The following is a 23976-nucleotide window of genomic DNA, read 5'->3' as shown; positions in this document are numbered from 1 at the left end:
CGGCTCGCGGTTCCGGTGTCCGCGGCGGTAGGACGGGCCGGGTCAGCCGTCCCCGCCGCAGGGAGCGCCGAACCGTTGAGCACCCGCGCCGTTCTAGTCGCCGCCGTCATCACCGGACTCATCCTGGGCATCGTGGGCACCAGACCGGATGATTCCACTCCGCCCCGCAGGGACGGTCCCGTCGTGGAAGCGGGCGATTAGGCTGCGGCCGAGCCGCGCGGTCCCCTGCCTCCGCACCGCGCGGAGCCGAGCCGCCGTCGACGGAAGCGAGTGACCTTGAACTTCCTCACCATCGGGCATCGCGGTGTCATGGGCACCGAACCCGAGAACACCTTGCGGTCGTTCGTCGCCGCCCAGGCCGCGGGCCTGGACGTCATCGAACTGGACCTGCACCTCAGCAAGGACGGCGCCCTCGTCGTCATGCACGACGCCGACGTGCGCCGCACCACCGACGGCTCCGGGCCCATCGCCGAGAAGACCCTCGCCGAGCTGCGCGAGCTCGACGCGGGTCTTGGCGAGCGGATCCCCGTCTTCGAGGAGGTCCTCGACGCCGTCCGGGCACCGCTGCAGGCCGAGATCAAGGACGTGGCGGCCGCGCGCGCCCTCGCCGACGTCATGCACGCGCGGGACCTGGTCGGCCGGGTGGAGGTGCTCTCCTTCCACGACGAGGCGATCGCCGAGATCGCCCGGCTCGTCCCCGGCGTGCGCACCGCGCTCGTCGCCAGCCGCTACGGCGTGGACGTGGTGCAGCGCGCCACCGCGGTCGGCGCCGCCACGCTGGTCCTGAACATCCGCCGGCTGACCCTGGAGATCGTCGAGCACGCGCGCAAGGCCGATCTCAGGGTCATCGGCTGGGTCGTGAACACCCAGGACGATCTGCGCCTGGTGCGCGCGCTCCAGCTCGACGGCGCGACGACGGACTACCCGGACATCAAACGGACGGGACGTTTCACCGCCTGAGGGCCCCGGCGGCGGTCCGTTTCAGCCGATCTGCTTCACCAAGAGCTCGAACTGCAGGTCGTCGCGCTGCGGAATGCCAAAGCGCTCGTCGCCGTACGGGAAGGGGCTCATCTTTCCCGTACGGCGGTAGCCGCGCCGCTCGTACCAGGCGATGAGTTCGTCCCGTACGGAGATCACGGTCATGTGCATCTCACGGGCGCCCCACGTGGTCCGCGCGGTCCGCTCCGCCTCCGCCATGATCGCCTTGCCCAGGCCCGCGCCCTGGAGCGCCGGGCTGACGGCGAACATCCCGAAGTAGACGTGGTCCCCGCGGTGTTCGAGCTGGCAGCAGGCCACGATGCGGCCCTCGCGCTCCACGGCGAGCAGCTTGCTGTCCGGCGAGGCGATGACCTCGACGACGCCCTCGGGGTCGGTGCGCCGGCCGTCGAGGATGTCCGCCTCGGTGGTCCACCCGGCACGGCTGTCGTCACCGCGGTACGCCGACTCGATCAGCCCGACCAGGGCGTCCACGTCGGCTTCGGTGGCGTCCCGGAAGGTGAGGTCGCCGTGCGTGCTCGGGTGCGGGGCGGTCGCCATGTGAGCGTGTCTCCGATTCTGCCGGTGCTGTGCTGGTGTCACGTGGGGAACTCTTGAGCCCTCGCACGCACCGCCGAGCGTAACCCGGGGCTAAGGTGCGGCCGCATGGTGCACGTACTCAGCAGCAGAATCCTCCTGCGCCCCACCGACCCGGAGCGCTCACGGACCTTCTACGGCACGGACCTCGGCCTCGCCGTCCACCGCGAGTTCGGCACGGGGCCCGAACGCGGCACGGTGTACTTCCTCGGCGGGGGCTTCCTCGAGGTCTCCGGCCGCTCCGCGGAACCGCCGTCACCCGGCCTCCAGTTGTGGCTCCAGGTCGCGGACGCGGACGCCGCGCACGAGGACCTCGCCGCGCGCGGCGTGGAGATCCTCCGGCCGCCGGTCAAGGAGCCCTGGGGCCTCGTCGAGATGTGGATCGCCGACCCGGACGGCGTGCGCATCGCGGTGGTGGAGGTCCCGGAGGACCATCCGCTGCGCTATCGCCCCTAGGGGCCGTCAGCCGCGCGGGAGCCCGAGCCGTCCCTCCAGCTGGCCGAGCAGCTCGCCCAGGAGCGTCCCGAGGCGCTCCTGGCCGTCGCCCGCGAGGCCCGCGAGCACCGTCGTCTCGTACGCCAGCTGGTCGGGCAGGACCGCGTCGACGAGGTCGCGGCCCGCGTCGGTGAGGCGGACGTGCGTGACGCGGCGGTCGCGCGTGTCGGGGCGGCGGTCGATCAGGGCGCGCTCCTGGAGCTGCTTGAGGCGCTTGGTGACCGCCGCGCCCGAGGAGAAGGTCTCGCGGGCCAGCTCGCCGGGGGTCAGCTCGTGGCCGGTGCGGCGCAGGGCGCCGAGCAGGTCGAACTCCGGGCGGGTCAGGCCCGCCCGGCGCAGCGGGGCGTCCTCCGCCTGCTGGAGGAGGGCCGCACAGCGGTTGATGCGGCCGATGATCTCCATCGGCGCGGTGTCGACGCCCGGATGCACCTGCTGCCACTGGCGCACCACCGCGGCCACCGTGTCGCCCGCACCCGCCCGGCCGTACCCACTCGTCATCCCCGCGCCCACTCCTCGTGCTCATGCCGCCGGTGTCACGGCCGCGCGCCCTCGGCGGGCAGCGGCCCACCACGTACCGTAGCCGCGAGCGTACGGTGCCCGGCGCGCTCGGCGTCGGCCACCCGGCGGGCGGGGAGCTCGCGCTGCCACCACTCGCCCGCGGCCGTGTCGTGGGCGGCGCGCAGGGCGACGAGGCTCGCGGTCAGACGGCGCCGGGCCCGGGGCAGGTCGGGTGCGGGCCCGGACAGGGCGCGTTCGGCGTGGGCGCGGGCCCGCTCCGCGGCGGCCAGGGCGTGCTCGATGTGGTCGGCGGCCCTCCGGTTGGTGACGGCCACGGCGGCGACGAGGCCGAGCAGCGCGCCGAGCAGGGTGTCCACGACGCGGTCGGCGATCAGCGCGCCGGGGTCCTGGAAGCGGCCGAACTCGGTGACGAGCAGCGCCATCGGTGTCACGCACACACAGCCGAGCCAGTAGTTGCGGGAGATGAGCGCCTCCGCGCCGAAGGCGCAGAGCAGCCCGCACACGATCAGCGCGGCGTGGCCGTGGTGCGCGAGCGGCACGAGCGCGGCGAAGGCGACCACGCCCACGACGTTGCCGACGACGCGCTGCACACCGCGGCTCCAGGTCAGGGTGACGTTGGCCTGGTAGAGGGACGCGGCGGTGACCAGCGCCCAGTAGGGGCGGCCGACTCCGAGGGCGAGCGCCGCGTACCCGGCGAGGGCGCAGCCCACGCCGGTGCGCAGCGCGACGGGCAGCAGCGGCGACCCGGGCGCGAGCCGCCGCCACAGCGGCAGCGCGGCCTCGGCCGCCTCGGCCCGTTCCAGCGAAGGGTGCGGGGCCGCGGCGCCGGCGCCCGGGACGGTTCCCGTGCCGCGCAGCGCCCCTGCCAGGGCCCGCAGCCGCGCGGGATCACCGGCCGCGGGCGCGGCGAGGGTTCCCTCGGCCCTCGCCGCGAGGCGGTGCAGCGCGGCCCGGGTCGGATCGGTGCGGGTGGCGTGCAGGGACTGCCAGGCGGCGTGGACGGCGTCCGTGGCGGCGGCACGGGCCCGGTCGGCCGCGGATCCGCCCGCGTCGGCCGCAACGACGTCCGCGTACGCGGCGGCCGCGCGCAGGGCCCGGGCGGTGGCGCGCCGCTCCGGGCCGTGCGGGCGCAGCGGCGCGGGCGCCATGCCGACGAGCCAGGCCACGGCCCCGGCGCCGAGCGTCAGGGCGAGATGGCCGGGCACCTGGCCCGGGTGCTGCGGTGCGAACAGGCTCGCGGAGCTGACGAAGGTGAGGATCAGATGGCCGGGCGGGCCGATGCGGGTGGCGTCGCAGAGCGCCTTCTGGGCGGCGGCGAGCAGCGCGCCCACCGCCACGAGCACCACCGCGCCGGGCGCGAGCGCCGCGGTGGTCAGGGCGACCGCCACGCTCGCGGCCATCCCCACGACGACCCAGGCGAGGGCGCGGGCCCGCGCGGCGTACGGCAGTTGGTGGGCGTACAGGGCGCAGAGGGACCCGGCCATCGTGTACATCACGAGGTCCAGGCGGCCGAGGGCGAGCAGCGTCAGATGCGGGATCGCCATGGCGACGAGGACGCTCGTCGCGGGCTTGAACCAGATGTCCGACGGCTTGCCGAGGCGCAGCACACCGGCGAGCGGCAGCCGACGGGCGTGCGCGCGCAGCGAGGGGCGGGACGGGGTGCGGGGCGGAGGGCTGCTCATGACAGAGAAGGTTAGCAAGTGTTTTACCTGCAAACTATTCTGTGGAATATATGGCTCGAGCCCCTCCCGCTCCCCCGTCGCGCTCCCGCCGTACACCCGTGCGCTCCCGTACGCCGCCCTCGCGCCGGGCATCGACTCGTCATCGGCGTCGACCGTCGATCGAGTCGATCGAGGAGGTGCCCGGTGCACGGACCCGGTTCGGCGAGCTGGCTGCTCGTGTCGCTCTGCGCGGCGAGCGGCACCTACTGCCTGCTGCGGATGCGCAGCCGCGTCGAGGAGCAGCGCCGCGCGGCGGGCGGCGAGGCGCTCATGGGCTTCGGCATGGCCCTGATGGCCGTCCCCGCCGCCGCACTGTCCCCTCCCCGGGGTGCGTGGTTCGCGTACGCGGCGGTGTTCGCGGCCATCGGGCTGCGCGCGGCCTGGACGACGCGGCGCTCCGCCCACCACGCCCACCACCTGGTGGGCGCGGCCGCGATGGTCTACATGTCGGCGGCGATGCTCGCCGCCCCGGGCGGCGGCCACGGCGACACGGGCGTCCCCGCGCTGACCGGCGCCCTGCTGCTGTACTTCACCGCGCACGTGCTCGCCTCGGGCGCGCGGCTCGCGCCGGTGGGGGCGGTGGTGACCCCGGAGGCCGGTGTCATCCGCTGGGCGGACCGGCCGGAGCTGGCCCTGGTGTGCCGTCTGGCGATGAGCATGGGCATGATCGCCATGCTCCTGACCCTGTGAGCGCGGCCCGCACGCCGCGGGGGCGCCCCTGAACCCGCGGCCCCGGTCGTGGCGTACGTCACTTCACGGCGGGGGTCCATACCCTCACACGGCATGCCCCTCATAGGGTTGACCCATGATGGTCCCCGTCGCGCTGTTGCTGCTCGGCGCGCTGACCGCCGTCGTCGCCCCCCGGATGCTCGCGCGAGCGGACTGGCCGGAGCGCGAACCGGTGGTCGCGCTGTGGGCTTGGCAGTGCGTGGTGGCGGGCGTGCTGCTCTGCTGCGCCCTGTCGATGACGTTCAGCGCGGCCGCCGCCTGGCAGGCCGTGCGCGGACAGCTCTTCGCGCCCGCGCCGCACGACGTGGTCGAGGCGTACGCGCTCGGGCCGACGCCCTGGGCCACGGTGACAGCGGTGGCGCTCGCCTGCGGCGGCGTCTGGACGGCCGTGATGCTCACGCGCGAGATCGCCCGGGCCCGGGCCCGGCGGGCCAAGCGGCGGGCCGAACTGGTCGTGCGCGCCCCGCTGTTGCCCGGCGAGGAGCCCGGCGCCGACCGGCTCGTCGTCCTGGAGGGCGAGCGCCCCGACGCCTGGTGGCTGCCCGGCACGGCGCCCCAACTGGTCATCACCACCGCTGCGTTGCGCCGCCTGAAGGGCCGTCAGCTCGACGCGGTGCTCGCCCACGAGCAGGGCCACGCCGAGGCCCGGCACGACTGGCTGCTGCACTGCTCCGGCGCGCTCGCCGCGGGCTTCCCGCAGGTGCCGGTGTTCGCCGCGTTCCGCGGCGAGATGCACCGGCTCGTGGAGCTGGCCGCCGACGACGTGGCCTCGCGCCGCTTCGGGCGCCTGACCATCGCCCTCGCCCTCGTCGAACTCAACGAGGACCGGGGCGTGTTCGGGCCCTGCCCGACCCCGCAGGCACATGTGCCGGCCCGGGTGCACCGGCTGCTCGCCGCCCGCCCCCGGCTCACCGCGGGGCGCCGGCTGCGGCTGACCGCGGCGGCCGCGCTCGTGCCCGTCGTACCGCTCCTGGTGGCGTTCGTCCCGGCGCTGCGCGCGCTCGGTTAGGTGTCACCGCGGGGCATCGGTCAGGATCGACCCATGGATTCCGCGCCTCCCCCGACGCCTTCCCCGCCGTCCCGCACCACCCGTGCGGCGGTGCTGCTCGCGCTCCCCTCGCTGCTGCTGATCGTCCTGGTGTCCGCCGAATGGCAGCCACTGCTCACCCTGGACGACGACATCGCGCGGACCACGCACCGCTGGGCGGTGGCCCACCGGGACCTCACCCACGTCGCCCGCGTCCTCACGGACTGGGTGTGGGACCCGTGGACGATGCGCGTCCTGTGCACGGCCGTCGTGCTGTGGCTCGCCGTGCGGCGGGCCCGGTGGCTCGCCCTGTGGCTCGCGGCGACCTGTCTGGTGGGCACGCTGCTGCAGCAGGCCCTGAAGGCGGCGGTCGGCCGGGAGCGCCCGGTCTGGCCGGATCCGGTGGACTCCGCGCACTACGCGGCCTTCCCCTCCGGGCACGCGCTGACCGCGACCGTCGTGTGCGGCCTCCTGTTGTGGCTGCTCCGCCGGTACGGCGTGGGGGCGGCGCTGTGGCGCACCGCCGTCGCCGTGGCCGTGGTGTCCGTCGTCGGCGTCGGCCTCACCCGGGTGTGGCTGGGTGTCCACTGGGCATCGGACGTCGTGGCGGGCTGGCTGCTCGGCGCCTTGATCGTCACCGTGGCGATCGCGCTCTTCGACCGCTACGCACCCGCCGTAGAGCTCCGGGCGACGGACGGAAGGGCCGCCCGCAGCCGCCGGTGACCGCGCGCCGGGCCCGTGCACGGCGCGGTGCTTGACCCGGCGCCGGACGGTCCCGGAGGATCGCGGCATGGCGATCAAGGCCGTGCTGTTCGACTTCTCCGGGACGCTGTTCCGCGTCGAGTCCACCGCGTCCTGGCTGCGGGCCGCGCTGACCGCGCGCGGGGTCGCGCTGCCGCCGGACGAGGAGGCGCGGCTCGCCCTGGCCCTCGACCGCGCGGGTGCGCTGCCGGGCGGCTCACCGACCCCGGACGCCCCCGGGCACCTGGCGGACCTGGTCGCGCGCCGCGACGAGAGCGCGGAGCTGCACCGCGCCGCGTACACCGGCCTCGCCCGGACCGTGCCGCTGCCCGACCCCGGCCTGTACGACGCGCTCTACGACCGGCACATGACACCGGAGGCCTGGCAGCCCTACCCCGACGCGCTCGACGTCCTGCGGAGCCTGCGGGGGCGCGGGGTGCGCGTCGGCGTCGTGAGCAACATCGGCTGGAACCCGCGGCCCGTCTTCCGCGCGCACGGCCTCGACCCGTACGTGAACGCCTATGTGCTGTCCTACGAGCACGGCGTCCAGAAGCCCGACCCGCGCCTCTTCGCACACGGCTGCGACGCCCTTGCCGTCGACCCCGCGGACACCCTGATGGTCGGCGACGACCGGCGCGCGGACGGCGGCGCGGCCGCGCTCGGCTGCGCCGTGCACTTCGTGCCCCACCTGCCGGTGTCCCGGCGCCCCGACGCCCTGCGCCCGGTCCTGGCCCTGGCAGCCGTCGGGGGCACCGCGGGCCCGGCGTGAGCGCACGGCCCGCACGCTAGGACTCGTAGTTCTCCACCTGCGCGACGGGACGCACCCGGACCGCGTCCGGATCGCCGCCGAACTCCTCCTTGGCCCGGCGCCTGCGCAGCAGGTCCCAGCACTGGTCGAGTTCCCGCTCCAGATCGCCCAGGCGGGCCCGCTCCGTGGCCTCGTCGATCGCCCCGGACGCGAGCGATTCCCGGAGGGTCTTCTCGGCGTCGACCATCTCCGTGATCCGCGCCAGAATCTGCTGTTGGTCCATGTTCAAGCGCCTCCTCGACCCCCCCGGCCCCACTGTAAGGAGACAGAGCCGGATCGGCGAGGAGAGAAGGGAAGAACGGGGTGAACGGGGACAGCAAGGGGGATGAGGGGGAAATGCGGAGGAAGAGGATGGCCGCGACGGCCGAACGCCGGGCATGCCCGAAGGCAGGCAACACTCCCCCGCGGTGTTGCCTGCCCCAGGCAGCCCCGGCCCATGTCGGCCCGGGCCGGGATGCCCTGAGTATATTGGCTGTGAGCCAGTCAACGCAGGAGTTACAGGATGTCCCCGCGTAGCCCATCGGTCAATGAAGAGTTGCGACGGCGTTCCCGCGAGCGGCTTCTGCAAGCCACGGTGGACCTGGTGGGCGAGCACGGATACGAGGCGACGACGCTCGCGGACATCGCCGACCGCGCCGGCTCCGCGCGCGGCCTCGTGTCGTACTACTTCCCGGGAAAGCGCCAGCTCCTGCAGTCGGCCGTGCACCGCCTGATGCATCTGACCCTCCAGGAGGCCCTGGACCGGGAGCCGCGCACCGAGGACGGGGACGAACTCCTGGCCCGCGCCGTCGACGCGATCCTCGGCCTCGCCCGGGACCGGCCGGTCCTGATGCGCACGCACATGGCGGGCATCCTCCAGGCCGACGGGTTCGTGCAGTGCCCCGAGCAGCAGCGCCTCGCGTTCCTGCTGCGCGACGCCATGGTCCGGTACGGCTCGCCGGACGTGGAGACGGACTACCCGATGCTGCGCGCCCTGCTCATGGGCGCGGTGTTCGCGCTGCTCATCCCGGGCGCGCCGATGCCCTTCGAGCGGCTGCGCGCGGAGCTCTTCCAGCGCTACGGACTCGACTGGAAGCTCGGCGTCCCGCCGGGCGAGAAACCGCCCGACGGGACGTTCTAGACCGCGCTCCGGCGCGACGGCCCAGTGCCGGTCAGCGCCGGTCAGTGCCGGTCAGTGCTTGTTGAAGTACTCCGGCTGCGTCTGCACGTTGAGCTCGCGCAGCCGCACGCGCTTGGCCGGGTCCGTGCGCTTGTCGTTGAGCTTCAGCACGTCGAAGCCCTTGACCATGTCGTTCGAGTAGATGTGGCCGTTGTAGTAGTACGCCGACCACGAGCCGCCGCCGACGAGCTGGTCCGCGGAGAGCGGGCCGCGCTCGAAGTAGGCGATCTCCTTGGGCTTGGCCGAGTTGGTGAAGTCCCATACGGAGACGCCGCCCTGGTACCAGGCCTGGACCATGAGGTCCTTGCCCTTGACCGGGATCAGCGAGCCGTTGTGGGCCACGCAGTTCTCGGTGTCCGCCTGGTGGCGCGGGATCTTGTAGTAGCTCTTGAAGACGAGCTTGCGCTTGTCGCCCCAGCCCTTGATCTCGTAGATGCCGTCGGCGCCGCGGTTCGGCCCGATCTCGGCGTTGCAGGTGGCGCCGCCGCCACCGCCGAGCTCGTCGGTGAAGACGACCTTGTCGGCGTCCTGGTTGAAGGTCGCCGAGTGCCAGAACGCGAAGTTCACGTTGTCCTGGACGCGGTCGATGACCTTGGGACGTTCGGGGTCCTTGATGGAGAACAGGATCCCGTCACCCATGCAGGCGCCCGCGGCGAGGTCCTCCGACGGCAGCACGGTGATGTCGTGGCAGCCGGTGGTCTTGGAGACGCCCGGGTTGGTGGGCGAGCCCGGGTTGCCGCCGCCGTCCGGGCCCTCGCCCGGGAACAGGACGGGGAAGCCGACGACCGCCGCCTTCTGCGGCGCCTTGCGCGGCACCTTGATCACGGAGATGCCGTCGTGCGGCGGCTGGCAGTCGGGGAACGCCGCGCTCGGCGAGTACGAGGAGACGTAGACGTAGACGTTGCGGCGCTCGGGCACCAGCGTGTGGGTGTGGGAGCCGCACGCGGTCTCGACGGCGGCGACGTAGCGCGGATTGCGCTTGTCGCTGATGTCGAAGACCTTCATGCCCTCCCAGGAGGACTTCTCCGTGGCGGGCTGCGTGGTGCTGGCGCAGGAGCTGTCGCTGCGCGAGGAGTCGGTCGACAGGAACAGCAGGTCACCGGAGACCGAGACGTCGTTCTGGGAACCCGGGCAGAGCACCTGCGCGACGGTCTCGGGCTTCTTCGGGTTGCTGATGTCGAAGATGCGGAAGCCGTCGTAGTTCCCCGCGAAGGCGTACTTCCCCTGGAAGGCGAGGTCCGAGTTGGTGCCCGGCAGCGCGTCCTTGGGGATGTTGCCGAGGTGCTCGATGTTGTCGGAGTGGACTATCTCGTCGGGCGCGGGGATCTTTCCGTCCGCTATGGCCCGCTTGGTGTCGGCGGCATCGGACTTCGACACCTTCTTCGGCGCCTTGGGCGCGTCGCCGGGGTCGGGCGTCGCCGCCGCCGGGACCGCGGTGAGCAGCGCGGCGAGGAGCCCGGCGGCCGCCGTGGCGACTCCCAGGCGTCTGCGCCGGGTTCGGGGTTCGTTCAGCAGAGTCACTGCGTCCTCCCTTGTGGCCGTTCAGGAGTGAACGGTGCACGGACACCCGCAGTATCGTGCTCCTCATGTACAAATCAACAGATGGAAACACGGTCGTGATGAACACTTCCGATCACTGATGCTCATCGGCGTGCTAGGACGGACCCAACTGACCCGCGCGTCCCAGGAGGTTGCCGTGCCCCACCGCCGTACGCCCGCCGCCCGTACGACCGTTGCCCGCGCCTCCGCCGCGACCGCGCTCCTCGCGGCCGCCACCCTCGCCCTGGGCGCCTGCGACTCCGACTCGGCATCGGGTCCGAAGGCCAAGTCCGGTTCCTCGTCCGGGCCTTCGGTGATCGCTCCGGGCAAGCCCGGGGAGACGGCCGCGACCCTCTCGGCCGAGGAGGCGGCGAAGGAGAGAACCGACGACGACAGCCCGAACTCGGCGGACTTCGACTACGTCGAGAAGATGATCCCGCACCACGCCCAGGCCCTGGAGATGACCCGACTCGTGCCGAAGCGGGCGAAGTCGACGAAGGTGAAGCGGCTCGCCGACCGCATCACGGCCGCCCAGAAGCCGGAGATCGGCGCCATGGAGCGGTGGTTGAAGAGCCAGGGCAAGAAGGCGGAGAAGCGCGGGCACGGCGCTCACCACGACCACGCGGGGATGCCGGGGATGGCCACGCCCGCGCAGCTCGAGCAGTTGCGCGCGGCCAAGGGCGAGGCGTTCGACGAACTGTTCCTGAAGCTGATGATCACGCACCACTCGGGGGCCGTCACCATGGCCACGGACGCGCTCTCGGAGGGCAACAACCTCCTGGTCGAGGAGATGGCCAACGACGTCGTGGCGCAGCAGACGGCCGAGATCAACCGGATGCGCGGCATGGGCTGAGCCCCCACCGGCCCGCCCGCCCCTACCGGCCCGTCCGCCTCGACCGGCCCGCGCGGTCCGGCCGCCGCGCCTAGCGGCGGCGGTGACGCGGCGACAGATGCCCCGCGTCCCGCGCCCCCGCGATCAGGCGCAGGGACTTGCGGCGGCTGTGCCCCGTCGCGCACATCACCGCGAGCACCGGGTCCCGCCCCTCGTCGCGTGCCGTGCGGTACGCCTCGACGGCGGCCTGGCGCACGGTGTCGCCCCGCTGCTCGGCGGGCCGGGCCCGGTGGGCGGCGGCCGCCTCGTCCGCGAGCGCGCCGCGGCAGGAGGCGTCGGCGGGACCGTACTGCTGGGCGACGCCCCGGCAGACGTCCGCCAGCGGGCCCTCGATGCGGTCGGCGAGCGCGACCAGATCGGGCAGCGGCAGCGGCGGCCGCGCCCTCAGGTCCTCGATCGCGACGCGGCCCTCGCAGACGGCCGCGAGCACGTCGACGTGGGCGCCGTCGAGGTCGAGGCGGACGTGGAGCAGGGACGCGGGCTCGCTGCCCGGCCTGCGGGCATCGAGCCGGCCGTCGGTGCTGGTGATCAGCTGGAGCGTGTCGGCCGAGGGGTCCGCGGCCCACCGCGGCGCCTCGTCGTACGCCATGGGGTCCAGCGGCTCCTGCGGGGCCGGAGGCCACTCCTCCAGCGGGTCCGCACCGGGCCATCCGGCCCCCTCGGCCACACGCGGGTAATGATCACTCTCGTCGAAAAATGAGCTTTCCAGCACAGCGGCACGGTAGCCCTACAGTCACACTCCGCCAGGGCGGCACGCACGCGGCGGGCGGCAGGGCACCCTGTCAGCGGCACGGGCCGACGCGTCCGGCGGACGGCCGCCCGCGGCCCTCGGCGGCCCTCCCGCGGCACGTCCTTCCCCTCCCCCTTTGCCCGTACCGGTGCGATGCTGAAGCCAGCCAGGCATCAGGGCGTCCCGGGGACACCTCGCGGAAGGAGCTCCGCCGTGCACGTCGCCGTCGTGGGATCGGGTCCGAGTGGGGTCTACACCGCGCAGAGCCTGGTCCAGCAGGACCGCGTGCCCGGTGTGCGGGTCGACGTGCTCGACCGGCTGCCGTGCCCGTACGGCCTGGTGCGCTACGGCGTGGCGCCCGACCACGAGAAGATCAAGTCCCTGCAGACGACGCTGCGCACGATCCTGGAGCACGAGCGCGTGCGGTTCGTCGGGGGCGTGGAGATCGGCCCCGGCGCGGTGGCCCCGGCCCGGCTGCTCGACTGCTACCACGCGGTGGTGTACTGCGTGGGCGCCGCCACCGACCGCAGGCTCGGGGTGCCCGGCGAGGACCTGCCCGGCAGCCACTCGGCGACGGAGTTCGTGTCCTGGTACAGCGCCCACCCGGACGTGGCGGTGAACGGCTCGGGGCCGCCGGACCGCTTCGTGCGGGACGTGGCCTCGGCCGTCGTCATCGGCGTCGGGAACGTCGCGGTGGACGTGGCGCGGATGCTGGCGCGCGGCGTCGCGGAGCTGTCGCCCACCGACATGCCGCACGAGGCGCTCGGCGTCCTCGCCGCGAGCCGGGTGCGCGAGGTCCACATGGTGGGGCGGCGCGGGCCCTCGCAGGCGCGCTTCACCACGAAGGAGCTGCGGGAGCTCGGCTCCCTTCCGGACACCGAAGTGCTCGTGGATCCAGAGGAGTTGGCCCTCGACCCCGCCTACGCCGACCCCTCGGGCCTGCCCGCGGCGAGCCGTCGCAACGTGGACGTCCTGCGCGGCTGGGCCGAGCGGCCCGCGCGCGGGCTCCCGCGCCGGATCCGGCTGCGGTTCTTCCTGCGGCCGGTGGAGCTGACCGAGGCGGCGGGCCGGGTCGGCGGCGTGCGGTTCGAACGGACGCTGCCGGACGGGCACGGCGGCGTGAGCGGCGCCGGCACGTACGAGGAGATCGGGGCGCAGCTCGTGCTGCGGTCGGTCGGCTACCGCGGGGTGCCGATCGAGGGCCTGCCGTTCGACACGTCCAGCGGCACGGTGCCGCACGCGGCGGGGCGGGTGCTGCGCGACGGCGCCGTGTCCAGCGGCGAGTACGTCGCGGGCTGGATCAAGCGCGGGCCGACGGGAGTGATCGGCACGAACCGGCCGTGCGCCAAGGAGACGGCGCTCTCCCTGCTCGACGACGCGCCCGCTCTCGCGCTCAGGACGGTGGCGGACGAGCCGCTCGCGGCGCTGCGGGCGGCGGGCGCCGAGCCCGTCGAGTGGCCCGGGTGGCTGGCGATCGAGCAGGCGGAGGCGAGGCTGGGGCGGCTGCTCGGGCGCGGCGGGCCGGTGAAGATCCCCGACTGGGCCGGGCTCCGCGCGGCGGCGGCCGAGAGCGGGGAGCGCCCCCAGCCGCAGCCCTGATCGGCCTGCGGCCTCGCCCTCACCGTCGTCGGCGCACACGGACGGGCTCTCGCCCGGGCCGGGTCAGCCGTCGTGCGCCGAGCGGTCCGCCTGGAGTGCCGCCGCGGCCAGGACGCTGTCCAGGAGGCCGGGGAACAGGGCGTCCAGGTCGGCGCGGCGCAGCGCGTTGAGCTTGGCGGTGCCGCGGTAGCCCTGCTGGATCACGCCCGCCTCCCGCAGCACGCGGAAGTGGTGCGTGCAGGTGGACTTCGTGACCGGCAGGTCGAAGTGCGAGCAGGAGAGTCCCGCGTCGTCCCGGGCCAGCTCGCGGACCACGAGCAGGCGCAGCGGATCGGACAGGGCGTGCAGCACGCCTTCGAGGCGGATCTCGTCACGCGCCGGGTGCGCGAGCACCCGCGAGCTCGGGGCGGCGGTCGTCATGGCGGCTCCACTGGGGCGGGGCGTGCGCGGCTGCGGGGGCGCGCCGCCGAGCTGTGTACGCGGTGCGTACAGGACGCCTCCATTGTACGAGAGGCATCGTAGTTTGACATTCTCCGTACTACGGTGCCTATCGTACGAGCGGCAGGGGACGTCCGGAGCGGCCTGTGGCGCTCCCTGCCCCGTTCCACTCGCCGCCCCCCGAAGGGAGCACGCCGTGAGCGCGCTGTTCGAGCCCTACACCCTGCGGAACCTGACCATCCCCAACCGCGTCTGGATGGCGCCGATGTGCCAGTACTCCGCCGAGGCCACCGGCCCTGCCGCGGGGGTCGCCACGGACTGGCACCTGGCCCACTACGCGGCGCGCGCCACGGGCGGCACGGGGCTGCTCCTCACCGAGGCCACCGCCGTCAGCCCCGAGGGCCGCATCAGCCCCTGGGACCTCGGCATCTGGAACGACACCCAGGTCGCGGCGCTTCGCCGGATCACCGACTTCGTCAAGGGCCAGCACGCGGTGCCCGGCATCCAGCTCGCGCACGCGGGGCGCAAGGCGGCCACGGACGCCACCTGGCGCGGCGGCGCACCCCTCGCCCCGGACGCGGGCGGCTGGCAGCCGGTCGCCCCGAGCGCGGTGGCCTTCGACGAGCGCCACCCCGTCCCCACCGAGCTGGCGGAGGCCGACATCCGGCGGATCGTCGGCGAGTTCGCGGACGCGGCGCGGCGCGCCCTGGACGCGGGCTTCGACGTCGCGGAGATCCACGGCGCGCACGGCTATCTGATCGGCGAGTTCCTCTCCCCGCACAGCAACCGGCGCACCGACTTCTACGGCGGCGACTTCGCGGGCCGCACCCGCTTCGCCCTGGAGGTCGTCGACGCCGTGCGCGCGGTGTGGCCCGAGGACAAGCCGCTGTTCTTCCGTGTCTCGGCCACCGACTGGCTGCCGGACGGCGCGCCTGGCTGGACCGCGGACGACACCGTCCGGCTCGCGCCGCTGCTCAAGGACCACGGCGTGGACCTCCTGGACGTCTCCAGCGGCGGCAACGCCCCGGGCGTGCGCATCCCCACCGGGCCCAACTACCAGGTCCCCTTCGCCACCCGGGTGAAGACGGAGACGGAGCTGCCCGTCGCGGCGGTGGGACTGATCACCGAGGCCGCGCAGGCCGAGAAGATCCTCGCCAACGGCGAGGCCGACGCGATCCTGCTCGGCCGGGAGCTGCTGCGCAATCCGTCGTTCGCCCGTCAGGCCGCCCGTGAGCTGGGCGCCGACGTGCACGTGCCGAACCAGTACCTGCGCTCCGTCTGAACATCTGAACAGGCGAGCGCCGCCGGGAGGAAGCCCTCCCGGCGGCGCTCGGCGGCTACCGGTCCGGTCAGGTGCCCGGCTTGCGGCCGTAGACGAAGACGTCGTCGCCCTTGCGCAGCATGTTCCAGTACTTCACGGCGTCCTTCTTCGTCATGTTGACGCAGCCGTGCGAGCCCGGCGGGGACCAGACGCTGATGCCCACCGAGTGGAAGGCCTGGCCGCCGTCGAAGAACTGGCTGTACGGCATGGGCACGTGGTACAGGCTCGACACGTGGTCGATGTCCCGCCAGTAGACCTTCTTCAGGCCGGTGCGGGTCTCGTGGCCGTTGCGGCCGGTGCGCACCGGGACGGGGCCGTACTTGAGCTGCTTGCCGTCCTGGATCCAGCTGAGCTGGAGCGTCAGGTCGACGCAGGCGATGCGGCCCTTGTTGGTCGGGCACTTGCCCGCCTTGTTCGGGTTGTCGCCCACCTTCTTCTGCTTGTTCATCAGGTCCATCACGCCCCAGGTGACGGCGCCCGCGTAACCCGCGTTCGGGGTGATCTTGTGCTTGGTCTGGAAGGCCTTGATGGCCTTGCAGTCGGCGGCCGACTGCTTGCCGTCCACCGGGCGGCCGAGGAACTTCTCGACCTGCTTCTGGTACGGCCCGGTCTGCGTCGAGCACGACGCGGCCTGTGCGGTGCCGGTGCCCATCACGATCGCGAGCGGGGCCACCATTCCGGCGATCCCCAGTGCGACGGCTCCTCGTCTGACTGTCTCCCCCACGGCTGCGCGCTCCTTCTTGGTACGTATGGCGAATTCCCCCTGGTAGACAGCGCGCGGCCCAGGTTCGTTGTAGGGGGAATTGACACAGGTCTGTAACAGCGGCCGGGTGGCGGCGGGCCCGGCCGTGGAGGGCCGGACCCGCCGCCCCGCCTCACGTCCCCGGGTCGCAGCAGCCGTCCCTGCGCATGAGCCGGCCCACCGCCGACCAGTCGGTGTCGCGCGGGGTGCGCCGGGCCGCCGACGCGAAGGCGTCCACCAGCTCCTCGGTCTCGTACGGCGTGCCGCCGCGCAGCACCCCGACTGTGCGCACCAGCGTGGCGAAGTCGGTGAACGGGTCGCCGTCGACGATCGTCAGGTCGGCGACGCGGCCCCGCTCGACGGTGCCGAGGTCCTTGTCGAGGCCGAAGAGCCGGGCGGGCAGGACCGTCGCCGTGCGCAGCGCCTCGACCGGCGAGAGCCCGCCCCGGTGCAGCGCGCGCAGACCCATGTGCAGGGCCAGGCCGACGGGTACGAGCGGCTGGTCCGTGCCGAGCGCCACGAGTCCGCCCGCGGCGAGGATCCGCCGGTAGACGTCGGTCTCCGTGCGCAGCGTGGCGAGCTGGGCGGCGGTCGGCGGCGTCGCGGCCTGCTTGCGGACGCTCTCCACGTCCCACGGCGGCATCACCGCCGTGACCCGGGGGTCGTCGGCGAGCGAGGGATCGGCGCCGATCAGGGGCACGGACGTGAACGGCGTCGCGACGAGCGCGAAGGCCGCGCCGCGCGCGGTGTAGATCTCGGTGACGTCGTCGTAGGCGCGGCCCGACGCGGTGATGGCGTGCCCGAACTCGGCCCGCTGGGTGGCCTGCAAATGGCTCGTCAGGTCCTGGCCCGTCTGGATGCCCGGTGACAGGAAGTGGCTGCCGCTGCGCACGCCGAGCCGCTCGTGGGCGAACCGCGCCGCCTCCTCCATGATCCAGCTCGGCGCGCGTACGTACGTCTTGACGAAGTCCCAGTCGAGTTGCTCGGCCCGCTCCAGGGAGCGTCTGAGCCCCGCCCGGGTGCGGTGGGCGCGCCCCATGCTGTACGCGACGCGGCCGCCGTCCAGGAGTTCGCCCGTGGTCAGCAGGCGCGGCCCGGCGAGCTGTCCGGTGGCCACCGCCTCGCGGATGCGGGCCTGTTCGTGGGCGAAGCCGCCGAGGGAGACGGCGGTGGTGATGCCGTACGTGAGCTGACCCGCCGTCTGCCGTCCGCCGTACGTGCTCTGCCAGGGGTGGGTGTGCGTGTCCCACAGGCCGGGGAGCACGGTGCGGTCGGAGGCGTCGATCCTGCGCTCGGCCGTCCGCGCGGCCCGGTGCGGCGCGACCTCGGTGACACGGCCCCGGCGCACCACGATGTCGACGTCCTCGCGCACGGTGGTGCCGGTGCCGTCCCACAGCCGTCCGGCGTGCACCACGGTGTCGGCGGGGGCGGGGCGGCGCTGGTCGAGCGGGACCCGCACGGTGCGGGCCCGGCCGCCGTCGACGCCGATGAGGCGCAGGCGGGCGCCCGACAGATAGAGCAGGGTCGTGGAGTCGCCCGACCAGGTGGGGTGGTCGGCGGGCTCGGTGGTGAGGGTGCGGAGCTTGCCGCGCGGGGTGCCGTCGGCCGCCACGGGCAGCAGGCACAGGGCGGATTCGACGATCACGGCGAGCCAGCGCCCGTCAGGCGACCAGACGGGCCCGGAGTCGTAGCGGTCGGCGATGGAGGTGTGCGGCGCGACCGGGTGGAGGCGGGCGGTGCCGCCGGCGGTGTCGACGACGCGGACGAGGTTGTAGCCCTCGCGGAAGCGCAGGTTGAGCCGGTTGCGGTCGCAGAACGCGAGGTGGCGGCCGTCGGGCGACCAGCTGGGGCGGCCGGGGAGGCCACCGCCGCCCAGCGGCTCCGCGAGGACCCGTTCGGTGCCCGTGTCCAGGTCGCGGACGACGAGCCGCCCGGTCAGGTCGAGGCAGGCGAGCCGCTTGCCGTCGGGCGAGAGCGCCGGGTGTACCCGGCCGCCGGTGGCAAGGGTGGTCTCGGCGCCGCTGTCCAGGTCGTGCCGGTAGACGCCGAGCAGTCCGTCGCGGTCGTCGGCGTACACCAGGGAGCGGCCGTCGCGCGCCCACGACGGGCCGAGCAGATAGCGGGTGGGCGCGGCCCTGCGCAGACGGCGCGGCGCCTCGCCGCCCGACGTGCCCGCGAGCCACAGCGAGTTCAGGGCGGCGAACGCGATGTGCCGGCCGTCCGGCGAGAGGGCGGGCAGGTGGATGCCCCGCACCGGGCGCACCCGGTCCTCGCCGAGGTCGTACTCCTTGACCCGGTAGCGGGGCCGGTCCACGGGCAGGACGCCCTCGAAGGGGAGCGGCCGCGGAGTGCCGGGGGCGTCGGGGCGCACGAGGGTGAAGCGGCCGTCGACGGTGAGCAGCAGGTCGCCGTCCTTCGTCCAGCGGGGCGGGACGGGTGCGATGTCGCCGGGGACGTCGACGGGCGCGCCGTCCACGACGAGCGCACAGGAGCCGTTCGGGGCCGCCGTGGTCCGCAGATAGGCGAGGCGGCGGCCGTCCGGGGCCGGGGCCGGGGTCATCACCTGGGCGTTCGCGGTCTCGGTGTGCTCGACGCGCACCGGTCCCGGGCCCCGGGCGGGTACGGCGGCGACCGTGCGCGCTTCGAGGGTGACACCGGTGGGGCCGGTGACGCCCTTGGCCCGGACGAAGAGGATGCGTTCGCCGTCCGGGGTCCACGCGGGGTCGAAGTCCTCCCAGCGGCCGTCCTGGAGGGGGCCTTCCTGGCCCGGCACGCCCGTGACCCGGGTCAGCTCGCCGGTGCGCAGGTCGAGGACGTGCACGCGGTAGGCGCTGCCCGCCACCGGGTCGCCACCCCGCTCGGAGGCGAAGGCGATCCTGGTGCCGTCGGGTGACCAGGCCGGGCCCCGGTCGTCCCAGGGCCCGTCGGTGCGCCGCCGCAGGTCCGTGCCGTCGGCGCGCAGGGTCCAGATGTGGAAGCCGCCGCCGCGGTAGGCGCAGAACGCGATGTGCTCGCCGTCCGGCGCGTACACCGGCCGGTTGGGTTCGAGCCCGGCCGGGGTGAGCGGCACGGCCTCGCCGCCGGTGCGCGGGGCGGACCACAGGACGTTCTGCACCTCGGCGATCAGCCGGTCGCCCGCGGGCGAGAGGGTCGCCGAGCCGTTGGTGGCGCGGGTGAACGACAGGGGAACCCCGGTGGCGGGGCGGGCCGCGGCGGGCGCGGGGGCCACGACGCCCGCCGCGCCCGTGGCCGCGACGCCTGCCGCGCCCGCGACGACGAGCAGTTGACGGCGTGTCAGGGAGACCGGGAGGAGGGGTGAGGAAGACAACGAGTCAGTGTGACTGTCACGGTCCATGACACAGCACACTCGCGCACCGCGGAGCCCTGGGCAACACCGCCTTCACGCACCGTCACCCTCGTATCAGGGCACAGGAGTCACCCGGAGAGAGCGCCTCGGGGCCTGGACGTCACGGCGGGCGTGCACCCGGCGAAACTCGGTTCGTGCCGCGCGCCTCATCTGCCACGATCGGCGGCATGCTTCCCGGCACCGCCCCTGGTCAGCCCACCGCCGCCGACGTCCGCGACCTCGTGCGCGAGGCGCTGCCGCGCGAGCGCGACCTGTCCGTCGCACCCGTGGACGAGGGGGGAGAGCACTCCACCTGGTGGGTCGGCGGCCGGTACGTGCTGCGGATCGCTCCGGACGCGGACGCGTCGGCACGACAGCGGCGCGAGCTGGCCCTGCGGGACGCGCTGCGCCCGTTGCTGTCCGTGGAGGTGCCCGCGAGCGCCGCGTCCGGCTCCTGGGCGCAGGGGCGCGCGTACACCGTCGACGTACGGCTGCCGGGCGTTTCGGCGGAGCGGCGCCCGGTGGGGCCGGAGGGCGAGCGGGACCTGGCGCGGCTGCTCCGGGTGTTGCGCACGGCCACCGCTCCCCCGCTGCCCACGGCGGCGCCGCGCACGCCGGACGCGCTCGGGGCGGCGGCCGGGCGCGCCCTGGCCCGGCTCGCCGCCGACGGCGAGATCCCCGGCGGGCTCGCCGTCGGCGCCACGGCGGACCCCGCTCCCGCCGCCTCCACCGCACTCCTGCACAACGACCTCAAGGGTGAGCATCTGCTGGTGAGCGCGGCGGGCCGGGTGAGCGGCGTGCTCGACTGGGCGGACGCCGTCGTGGGCGACCCCGCCGAGGACGTCGCCGGGCTCGCCCTGTCCGTCGGCGCCGCGGCGGCCGCGCGGGTGGCCGCAGCGGCCGGACACGCGCGGGACGTGGCCGAGCGCGGGCTGTTCCTGGCCCGCTGCGACACCGCGGTCCGGCTCGCCGACCGGCTGTACGGGGACGACGACAGCCCGGTGCCCCTGCTGCGGGCCCAGCTGGCGCGCGCCTGGGAGCGGTGAGCGCGGCCCCGACAGGCCCTCGCCGCACACCGAGCCGCTACGCCACCCACGTAACTCCCCTGCCGCCCTAGGGACTTCCCTAGGTGCCGCACCGAAGCGGCGGCCACGCCGGGGCTCCTATCCTGGTCGCCCTTGCCATGCGTCACTGCTGTGCACGCGTCACGTCCTTCGCCGGCGTCACGCGTCACGGCTCACGCCCCGCAGCGACCCCGGGAGGCGTTGTGCGCTACGTCATCGAGGTGTACCGGTCGCACGACGGGGTGTGCGGGAACGTCGTGTGCGAGACCGCGGAGAACTCCGAGCATCCCGACAGTCCGCCGCGGCCGTTCCACGGCTGGCTGGAACTGCTCTCCCTGCTCGAACCGCCGCTGCCGGAGGCCTTCGCCCTGGGGGACGCGGCGCCCGACGACACGCCGTAGTCCACCGGCCCGCCGGGCGCCCCACATGGCCACGGATCCGGGCATTTGGCTTGTGCACCGGGTGTGTTGGCCACCATCGTGGGGTCCATGGCCATGTGTTCGGCACGGGTCGCCCACTCCCACAGGCCCCCCGTGGCCGCTGCCGGTGCCCGGGGGCGGCGATGACACTTGAGGACGCTGCGCACGACCTCCGCCACCCCGCCGTGCCCGACATTGCCTTCTGCGGGCGCGCCCCCGAACTCGCCGCGCTGCGGGCCGACTTCGCCGCCGCCGTCGCGGGCACCCCGCGCCTGGTGCTGCTCGAAGGCCCCGGCGGCATCGGCAAGACGACCCTGGTGCGCCGGTTCCTCGACACGGTGGACGACGGCACGTGCGTGCTGCACGCGAGCGGCGAGGAGAACGAGAGCGCGCTGCCGTGCGGCGTCCTCGCCCAGCTCGTCGGGCAGAGCCCGCTGCCGGTGCCGGACACTCTGGCGGGCCTCCTGGTGCGCACCCCGCAGTCGCTGCACGCCAACCTGCCGCCGCTCTCCGCCGGTTTCGGGCTCATCGACCTGCTCAGCGAGGTGCAGAGCAAGGGCCCCGTCGTCCTCGTCGTCGACGACGCGCACTGGGCCGACCCCGAATCGCTGAACGCGCTGACGTTCGCGCTGCGCCGGCTGCGGCACGACCGGGTCCTCGCCGTCGTCGCCCTGCGCGACCCGCACGTCCCCGAACTGCCCGAGGGCCTGCGCAGACTGCTCACCGACGCGCGCACGCGACGGCTCGCCCTCGACGGGCTCAGCCCGGACGAACTCGCCGCGCTCAGTGACCGGTTGGGCGTGGCCCGGCTGCCGCACTCGGCGTCCCTGCGGCTGCACACCCACACCCACGGCAACCCGCTGCACGCCCGTGCGCTGCTCGACCAGGTGCCGTCGGCCGTGCTGCTCGACGTCACGACACCGCTGCCCGCGCCGCGTTCGTACGCCATGCTGGTGCTCGCCAACCTCGCCGGGTGCGGGACGCAGGCCCAGCGCCTGGTGCAGGCGGTCAGCGTGCTCGGGCTCTCCTGCCGATTACAGGTCGCCGCGCGCCTCGCCAAGGTCGCGCAGCCGCTGCCCGCCCTGGAGCGGGCCGTCAAGGCGGGGCTGCTGCGCGAGACGCACGGCGGGGCCTCCGCGCCACAGATCTGCTTCCCGCACCCGCTGGTGCACGCGGCCGTCTACCAGGACATCGGGCCCGCCCAGCGCGCGGCCCTGCACACCCGGGCCGCCGCTTTGGTCGCCGACGAGTACTCGAAGCTCCGCCACCGCGTGCTCGCCGCCACGGGGCCCGACGAACAGCTCGCCGCCGCGCTCGCCGCCTGCGCGCGCCGCGAGGCGGCCACCGGCCAGTGGGCCGTCGCCGGAACCCATCTGCGGCACGCCTCACGGGTGGCGACCAGCTCCCGGGAGCGGGACCGGCTCGCCGTGGAGGCTGTCGAGGCGCTGCTGCTCGACGGCCGCGTCCAGGAGGCCGCCGAGCTGGCCACCGGCCTTCCGGAGTCCGCGGACCCGGCCCTTCGCGGCTACGTCCGCGGCTATGTGGCCCGCGTCCAGGGCCGTACGCAGGCGGCGTGGACGCTGCTCGTCGACGCCTGGGAGCAGTGCGACCAGGAGCGCGAGCCCGCCCTCGCGGCGCGCGCGGCCGAGCAGTTGAGCTACGCGGCCGTGATGTGCGGGCAGGCCGCGTCGGCGGCGCGGTGGGCCGAGCGCGCCCAGCGGCTCTCCACCGCGCAGGGGCCGAGCCGGATGCTGCGCTTCAACCACCTCATCGCGCTCGGCCTCAGCGGCCGCGCCAAGGAGGGCATCGCGCTCGCCGCGGACCTGCCGGACCCGATGATCGTGCCGCTCAAGAGCACCGACCTGCTGCTCGCGCGGGGCGAGCTGCGGCTGTGGTCGGACGATCTGCACGGGGCGCGCCACGACCTGCGCGGCGCCGTCGCCAACTGCCGTGCGACGACGGTTCCGCTGCGGCTCCTGTCCACCTCGGCGCTCGCCCAGACCCTGCACCGGCTCGGCGAGTGGGACGAGGCGCTGATCCACGCCGAGTCCGCGGCCTCCATCGCCGACGACGCCGACCAGTGGTGGCTGAAGCCCGTCACGCACGGCGTGGCCGCGCAGATCCTCGCCGCCCGCGGCGCCTTCGGCCGGGCGGCGGAACACCTGCGCACGGCGGGCGAGGGGCCCGGCGGCGCGGAGACTCCCGTGGCGTACGCGTACGGGGTGTGCGCCCAGGGCCACTGCGCCGACGCGCGCGGCGAACCCCGGGCGGTCGTGGAGGCGCTGCGTCCGCTGCTCGGCTTCGCCGAGCAGGACGGGGTCAACGAACCCGGCGTGGTGGACTGGCAGCCGCTGCTCGTCGACGCCCTCGTCCAACTCGGGGAGCTCGACGAGGCGGAGGCGGTGCTCGGCCCCTACGAGGAGCTGGCGCGGGCCCGCGGACGGCACTCGGCGCTCGCCGCGGCCGCGCGGATCCGCGGCAATCTGCTGGCCGCACGGCGCGAGCCGCAGCGCGCCCAGGCGGCGTACGTCCGGGCGCAGGACCACGCGGCGCAGGCCCCGCTGCCGTTCGTCCGGGCCCGGGTGGCGCTCGACCACGGCGCGTTCCTGCGCCGCATCGGCCGCCGGTCCCTGGCCATCGCCCAGCTACAGGCGGCGCACACGGTCATGACCGAGCTCGGGGCGCTGCCCTACCAGGCCCGGTGCGTGCGCGAACTCAGCGCGTGCGGCCGGGCGGCCCCGCCGCTGCCCACCGACGAGCGGGCGCGCGAGGGCGCCGACGACAGCCTCGACGGGGCGCTCACCCCGCAGGAGCTCGCGGTGGCGCGGCTCGCCGCGCAGGGCCTCACCAACCGCCAGATCGCCACATCCCTCGCGCTGAGCGTCAAGACCATCGAGTACCACCTGGGCCATACCTACGCCAAACTCGGCATCACCTCGCGCATCGGCCTGGTCCAGCGGCTCGGCCCCCAGGAGCGGTCGTCACCCTCGGCGGGCTGACGGGCGCCGGGCGCCCCGCCGCGCGCGAGGGCACACCGGGGTAAACCCCGGCACGCTCCCGGAGGCGCGCGGCCGCCCGGGCCCGTACGTTCGTGCCCGACGGCAGGGCGTCGGCC

Annotated in this window: 22 protein-coding genes; 13 read left to right on the top strand and 9 right to left on the bottom strand. The window is 74.5% G+C overall.

Going from position 1 to position 23976, the window contains the following annotated elements; genetic code table 11:
* The first annotated feature begins 276 nt into the window (after window positions 1-276).
* The gene (locus CP982_RS37725) at window positions 277-960 is read left to right on the top strand and encodes a glycerophosphodiester phosphodiesterase (RefSeq protein WP_150515926.1); all 684 of its coding nucleotides are present in this window, start codon (window positions 277-279) and stop codon (window positions 958-960) included.
* A 21-nt stretch (window positions 961-981) separates the two neighbouring features.
* Here the strand turns inward: CP982_RS37725 and CP982_RS37720 are convergent, their stop codons facing one another.
* Window positions 982-1536, bottom strand: coding sequence for a GNAT family N-acetyltransferase (locus CP982_RS37720; protein ID WP_150514596.1), 555 nt, complete (start codon window positions 1534-1536; stop codon window positions 982-984).
* A 105-nt stretch (window positions 1537-1641) separates the two neighbouring features.
* On the opposite strand from CP982_RS37720, the gene CP982_RS37715 reads away from it, so the two are divergent.
* Complete coding sequence (locus tag CP982_RS37715) at window positions 1642-2028, top strand: VOC family protein (RefSeq protein WP_150514595.1); 387 nt, start codon at window positions 1642-1644, stop codon at window positions 2026-2028.
* A gap of 6 nt (window positions 2029-2034) precedes the next feature.
* Here CP982_RS37715 and CP982_RS37710 read toward each other — a convergent pair whose 3' ends face one another.
* Complete coding sequence (locus CP982_RS37710; RefSeq protein WP_150514594.1) at window positions 2035-2565, bottom strand: MarR family winged helix-turn-helix transcriptional regulator; 531 nt, start codon at window positions 2563-2565, stop codon at window positions 2035-2037.
* 35 nt (window positions 2566-2600) lie between these two features.
* A complete protein-coding gene (locus CP982_RS37705; protein ID WP_150514593.1) occupies window positions 2601-4268 on the bottom strand; it encodes an FUSC family protein in 1668 nt (555 codons plus the stop codon).
* A gap of 183 nt (window positions 4269-4451) precedes the next feature.
* On the opposite strand from CP982_RS37705, the gene CP982_RS37700 reads away from it, so the two are divergent.
* From CP982_RS37700 to CP982_RS37685, 4 genes are all read left to right on the top strand, one after another.
* Window positions 4452-4997 (top strand): DUF5134 domain-containing protein, encoded by a 546-nt coding sequence (locus CP982_RS37700; RefSeq protein WP_150514592.1) that lies wholly within the window; start codon window positions 4452-4454, stop codon window positions 4995-4997.
* 115 nt (window positions 4998-5112) lie between these two features.
* Window positions 5113-6045 carry a M56 family metallopeptidase gene (locus CP982_RS37695; protein WP_150514591.1) on the top strand — a complete coding sequence of 311 codons (933 nt, stop codon included), beginning with the start codon at window positions 5113-5115 and terminating at the stop codon, window positions 6043-6045.
* A 33-nt stretch (window positions 6046-6078) separates the two neighbouring features.
* Window positions 6079-6786 carry a phosphatase PAP2 family protein gene (locus CP982_RS37690; RefSeq protein ID WP_150514590.1) on the top strand — a complete coding sequence of 236 codons (708 nt, stop codon included), beginning with the start codon at window positions 6079-6081 and terminating at the stop codon, window positions 6784-6786.
* 67 nt (window positions 6787-6853) lie between these two features.
* Window positions 6854-7573, top strand: a complete 720-nt coding sequence (locus CP982_RS37685; RefSeq protein ID WP_150514589.1) for an HAD family hydrolase — start codon at window positions 6854-6856, stop codon at window positions 7571-7573.
* A gap of 16 nt (window positions 7574-7589) precedes the next feature.
* Here the strand turns inward: CP982_RS37685 and CP982_RS37680 are convergent, their stop codons facing one another.
* Complete coding sequence (locus CP982_RS37680; RefSeq protein ID WP_144322518.1) at window positions 7590-7835, bottom strand: DUF2630 family protein; 246 nt, start codon at window positions 7833-7835, stop codon at window positions 7590-7592.
* Between the two features lie 279 nt (window positions 7836-8114).
* Here CP982_RS37680 and CP982_RS37675 point away from each other — a divergent pair, with 279 nt between their 5' ends.
* On the top strand, window positions 8115-8732 hold the full coding sequence (locus tag CP982_RS37675; protein ID WP_150514588.1) for a TetR/AcrR family transcriptional regulator: 618 nt from the start codon (window positions 8115-8117) through the stop codon (window positions 8730-8732).
* 51 nt (window positions 8733-8783) lie between these two features.
* On the opposite strand, the gene CP982_RS37670 is transcribed toward CP982_RS37675, so the two are convergent.
* On the bottom strand, window positions 8784-10292 hold the full coding sequence (locus tag CP982_RS37670) for an LVIVD repeat-containing protein (protein ID WP_150514587.1): 1509 nt from the start codon (window positions 10290-10292) through the stop codon (window positions 8784-8786).
* Between the two features lie 175 nt (window positions 10293-10467).
* On the opposite strand from CP982_RS37670, the gene CP982_RS37665 reads away from it, so the two are divergent.
* Window positions 10468-11163: a DUF305 domain-containing protein gene (locus tag CP982_RS37665; protein WP_229879190.1), complete on the top strand. Its 696-nt coding sequence runs from the start codon at window positions 10468-10470 to the stop codon at window positions 11161-11163.
* 70 nt (window positions 11164-11233) lie between these two features.
* On the opposite strand, the gene CP982_RS37660 is transcribed toward CP982_RS37665, so the two are convergent.
* Window positions 11234-11791 carry a DUF6214 family protein gene (locus tag CP982_RS37660; protein WP_221514741.1) on the bottom strand — a complete coding sequence of 186 codons (558 nt, stop codon included), beginning with the start codon at window positions 11789-11791 and terminating at the stop codon, window positions 11234-11236.
* 294 nt (window positions 11792-12085) lie between these two features.
* On the opposite strand from CP982_RS37660, the gene CP982_RS37655 reads away from it, so the two are divergent.
* Window positions 12086-13531 carry an FAD-dependent oxidoreductase gene (locus tag CP982_RS37655; protein ID WP_150514585.1) on the top strand — a complete coding sequence of 482 codons (1446 nt, stop codon included), beginning with the start codon at window positions 12086-12088 and terminating at the stop codon, window positions 13529-13531.
* Window positions 13532-13594: 63 nt separating this feature from the next.
* On the opposite strand, the gene CP982_RS37650 is transcribed toward CP982_RS37655, so the two are convergent.
* Entirely contained in the window at window positions 13595-13951 is a 357-nt protein-coding gene (locus CP982_RS37650) for an ArsR/SmtB family transcription factor (RefSeq protein WP_150514584.1), read from the bottom strand.
* Window positions 13952-14165: 214 nt separating this feature from the next.
* Between CP982_RS37650 and CP982_RS37645 the strand changes: the two genes are divergently transcribed.
* Window positions 14166-15251, top strand: coding sequence for an NADH:flavin oxidoreductase/NADH oxidase (locus CP982_RS37645; protein WP_150514583.1), 1086 nt, complete (start codon window positions 14166-14168; stop codon window positions 15249-15251).
* A 67-nt stretch (window positions 15252-15318) separates the two neighbouring features.
* Here the strand turns inward: CP982_RS37645 and CP982_RS37640 are convergent, their stop codons facing one another.
* Both CP982_RS37640 and CP982_RS37635 read right to left on the bottom strand, forming a co-directional pair.
* Window positions 15319-16014, bottom strand: coding sequence for a L,D-transpeptidase family protein (locus tag CP982_RS37640; protein WP_150514582.1), 696 nt, complete (start codon window positions 16012-16014; stop codon window positions 15319-15321).
* Between the two features lie 151 nt (window positions 16015-16165).
* The gene (locus CP982_RS37635; RefSeq protein WP_150514581.1) at window positions 16166-19387 is read right to left on the bottom strand and encodes an amidohydrolase family protein; all 3222 of its coding nucleotides are present in this window, start codon (window positions 19385-19387) and stop codon (window positions 16166-16168) included.
* Between the two features lie 179 nt (window positions 19388-19566).
* On the opposite strand from CP982_RS37635, the gene CP982_RS37630 reads away from it, so the two are divergent.
* From CP982_RS37630 to CP982_RS37620, 3 genes are all read left to right on the top strand, one after another.
* Window positions 19567-20424: an aminoglycoside phosphotransferase family protein gene (locus CP982_RS37630; protein ID WP_150514580.1), complete on the top strand. Its 858-nt coding sequence runs from the start codon at window positions 19567-19569 to the stop codon at window positions 20422-20424.
* Window positions 20425-20645: 221 nt separating this feature from the next.
* Window positions 20646-20843: a hypothetical protein gene (locus CP982_RS37625; protein ID WP_150514579.1), complete on the top strand. Its 198-nt coding sequence runs from the start codon at window positions 20646-20648 to the stop codon at window positions 20841-20843.
* Between the two features lie 161 nt (window positions 20844-21004).
* Window positions 21005-23860, top strand: coding sequence for a helix-turn-helix transcriptional regulator (locus CP982_RS37620; RefSeq protein ID WP_150514578.1), 2856 nt, complete (start codon window positions 21005-21007; stop codon window positions 23858-23860).
* Window positions 23861-23976 lie beyond the last annotated feature (116 nt).

This window comes from Streptomyces spectabilis, from assembly GCF_008704795.1.
In the GTDB taxonomy this organism is placed as follows: Bacteria; Actinomycetota; Actinomycetes; order Streptomycetales; family Streptomycetaceae; genus Streptomyces; species Streptomyces spectabilis.
Note: the sequence above shows the minus strand (reverse complement) of the source record. Positions and strands in the feature narration are given on the sequence as shown.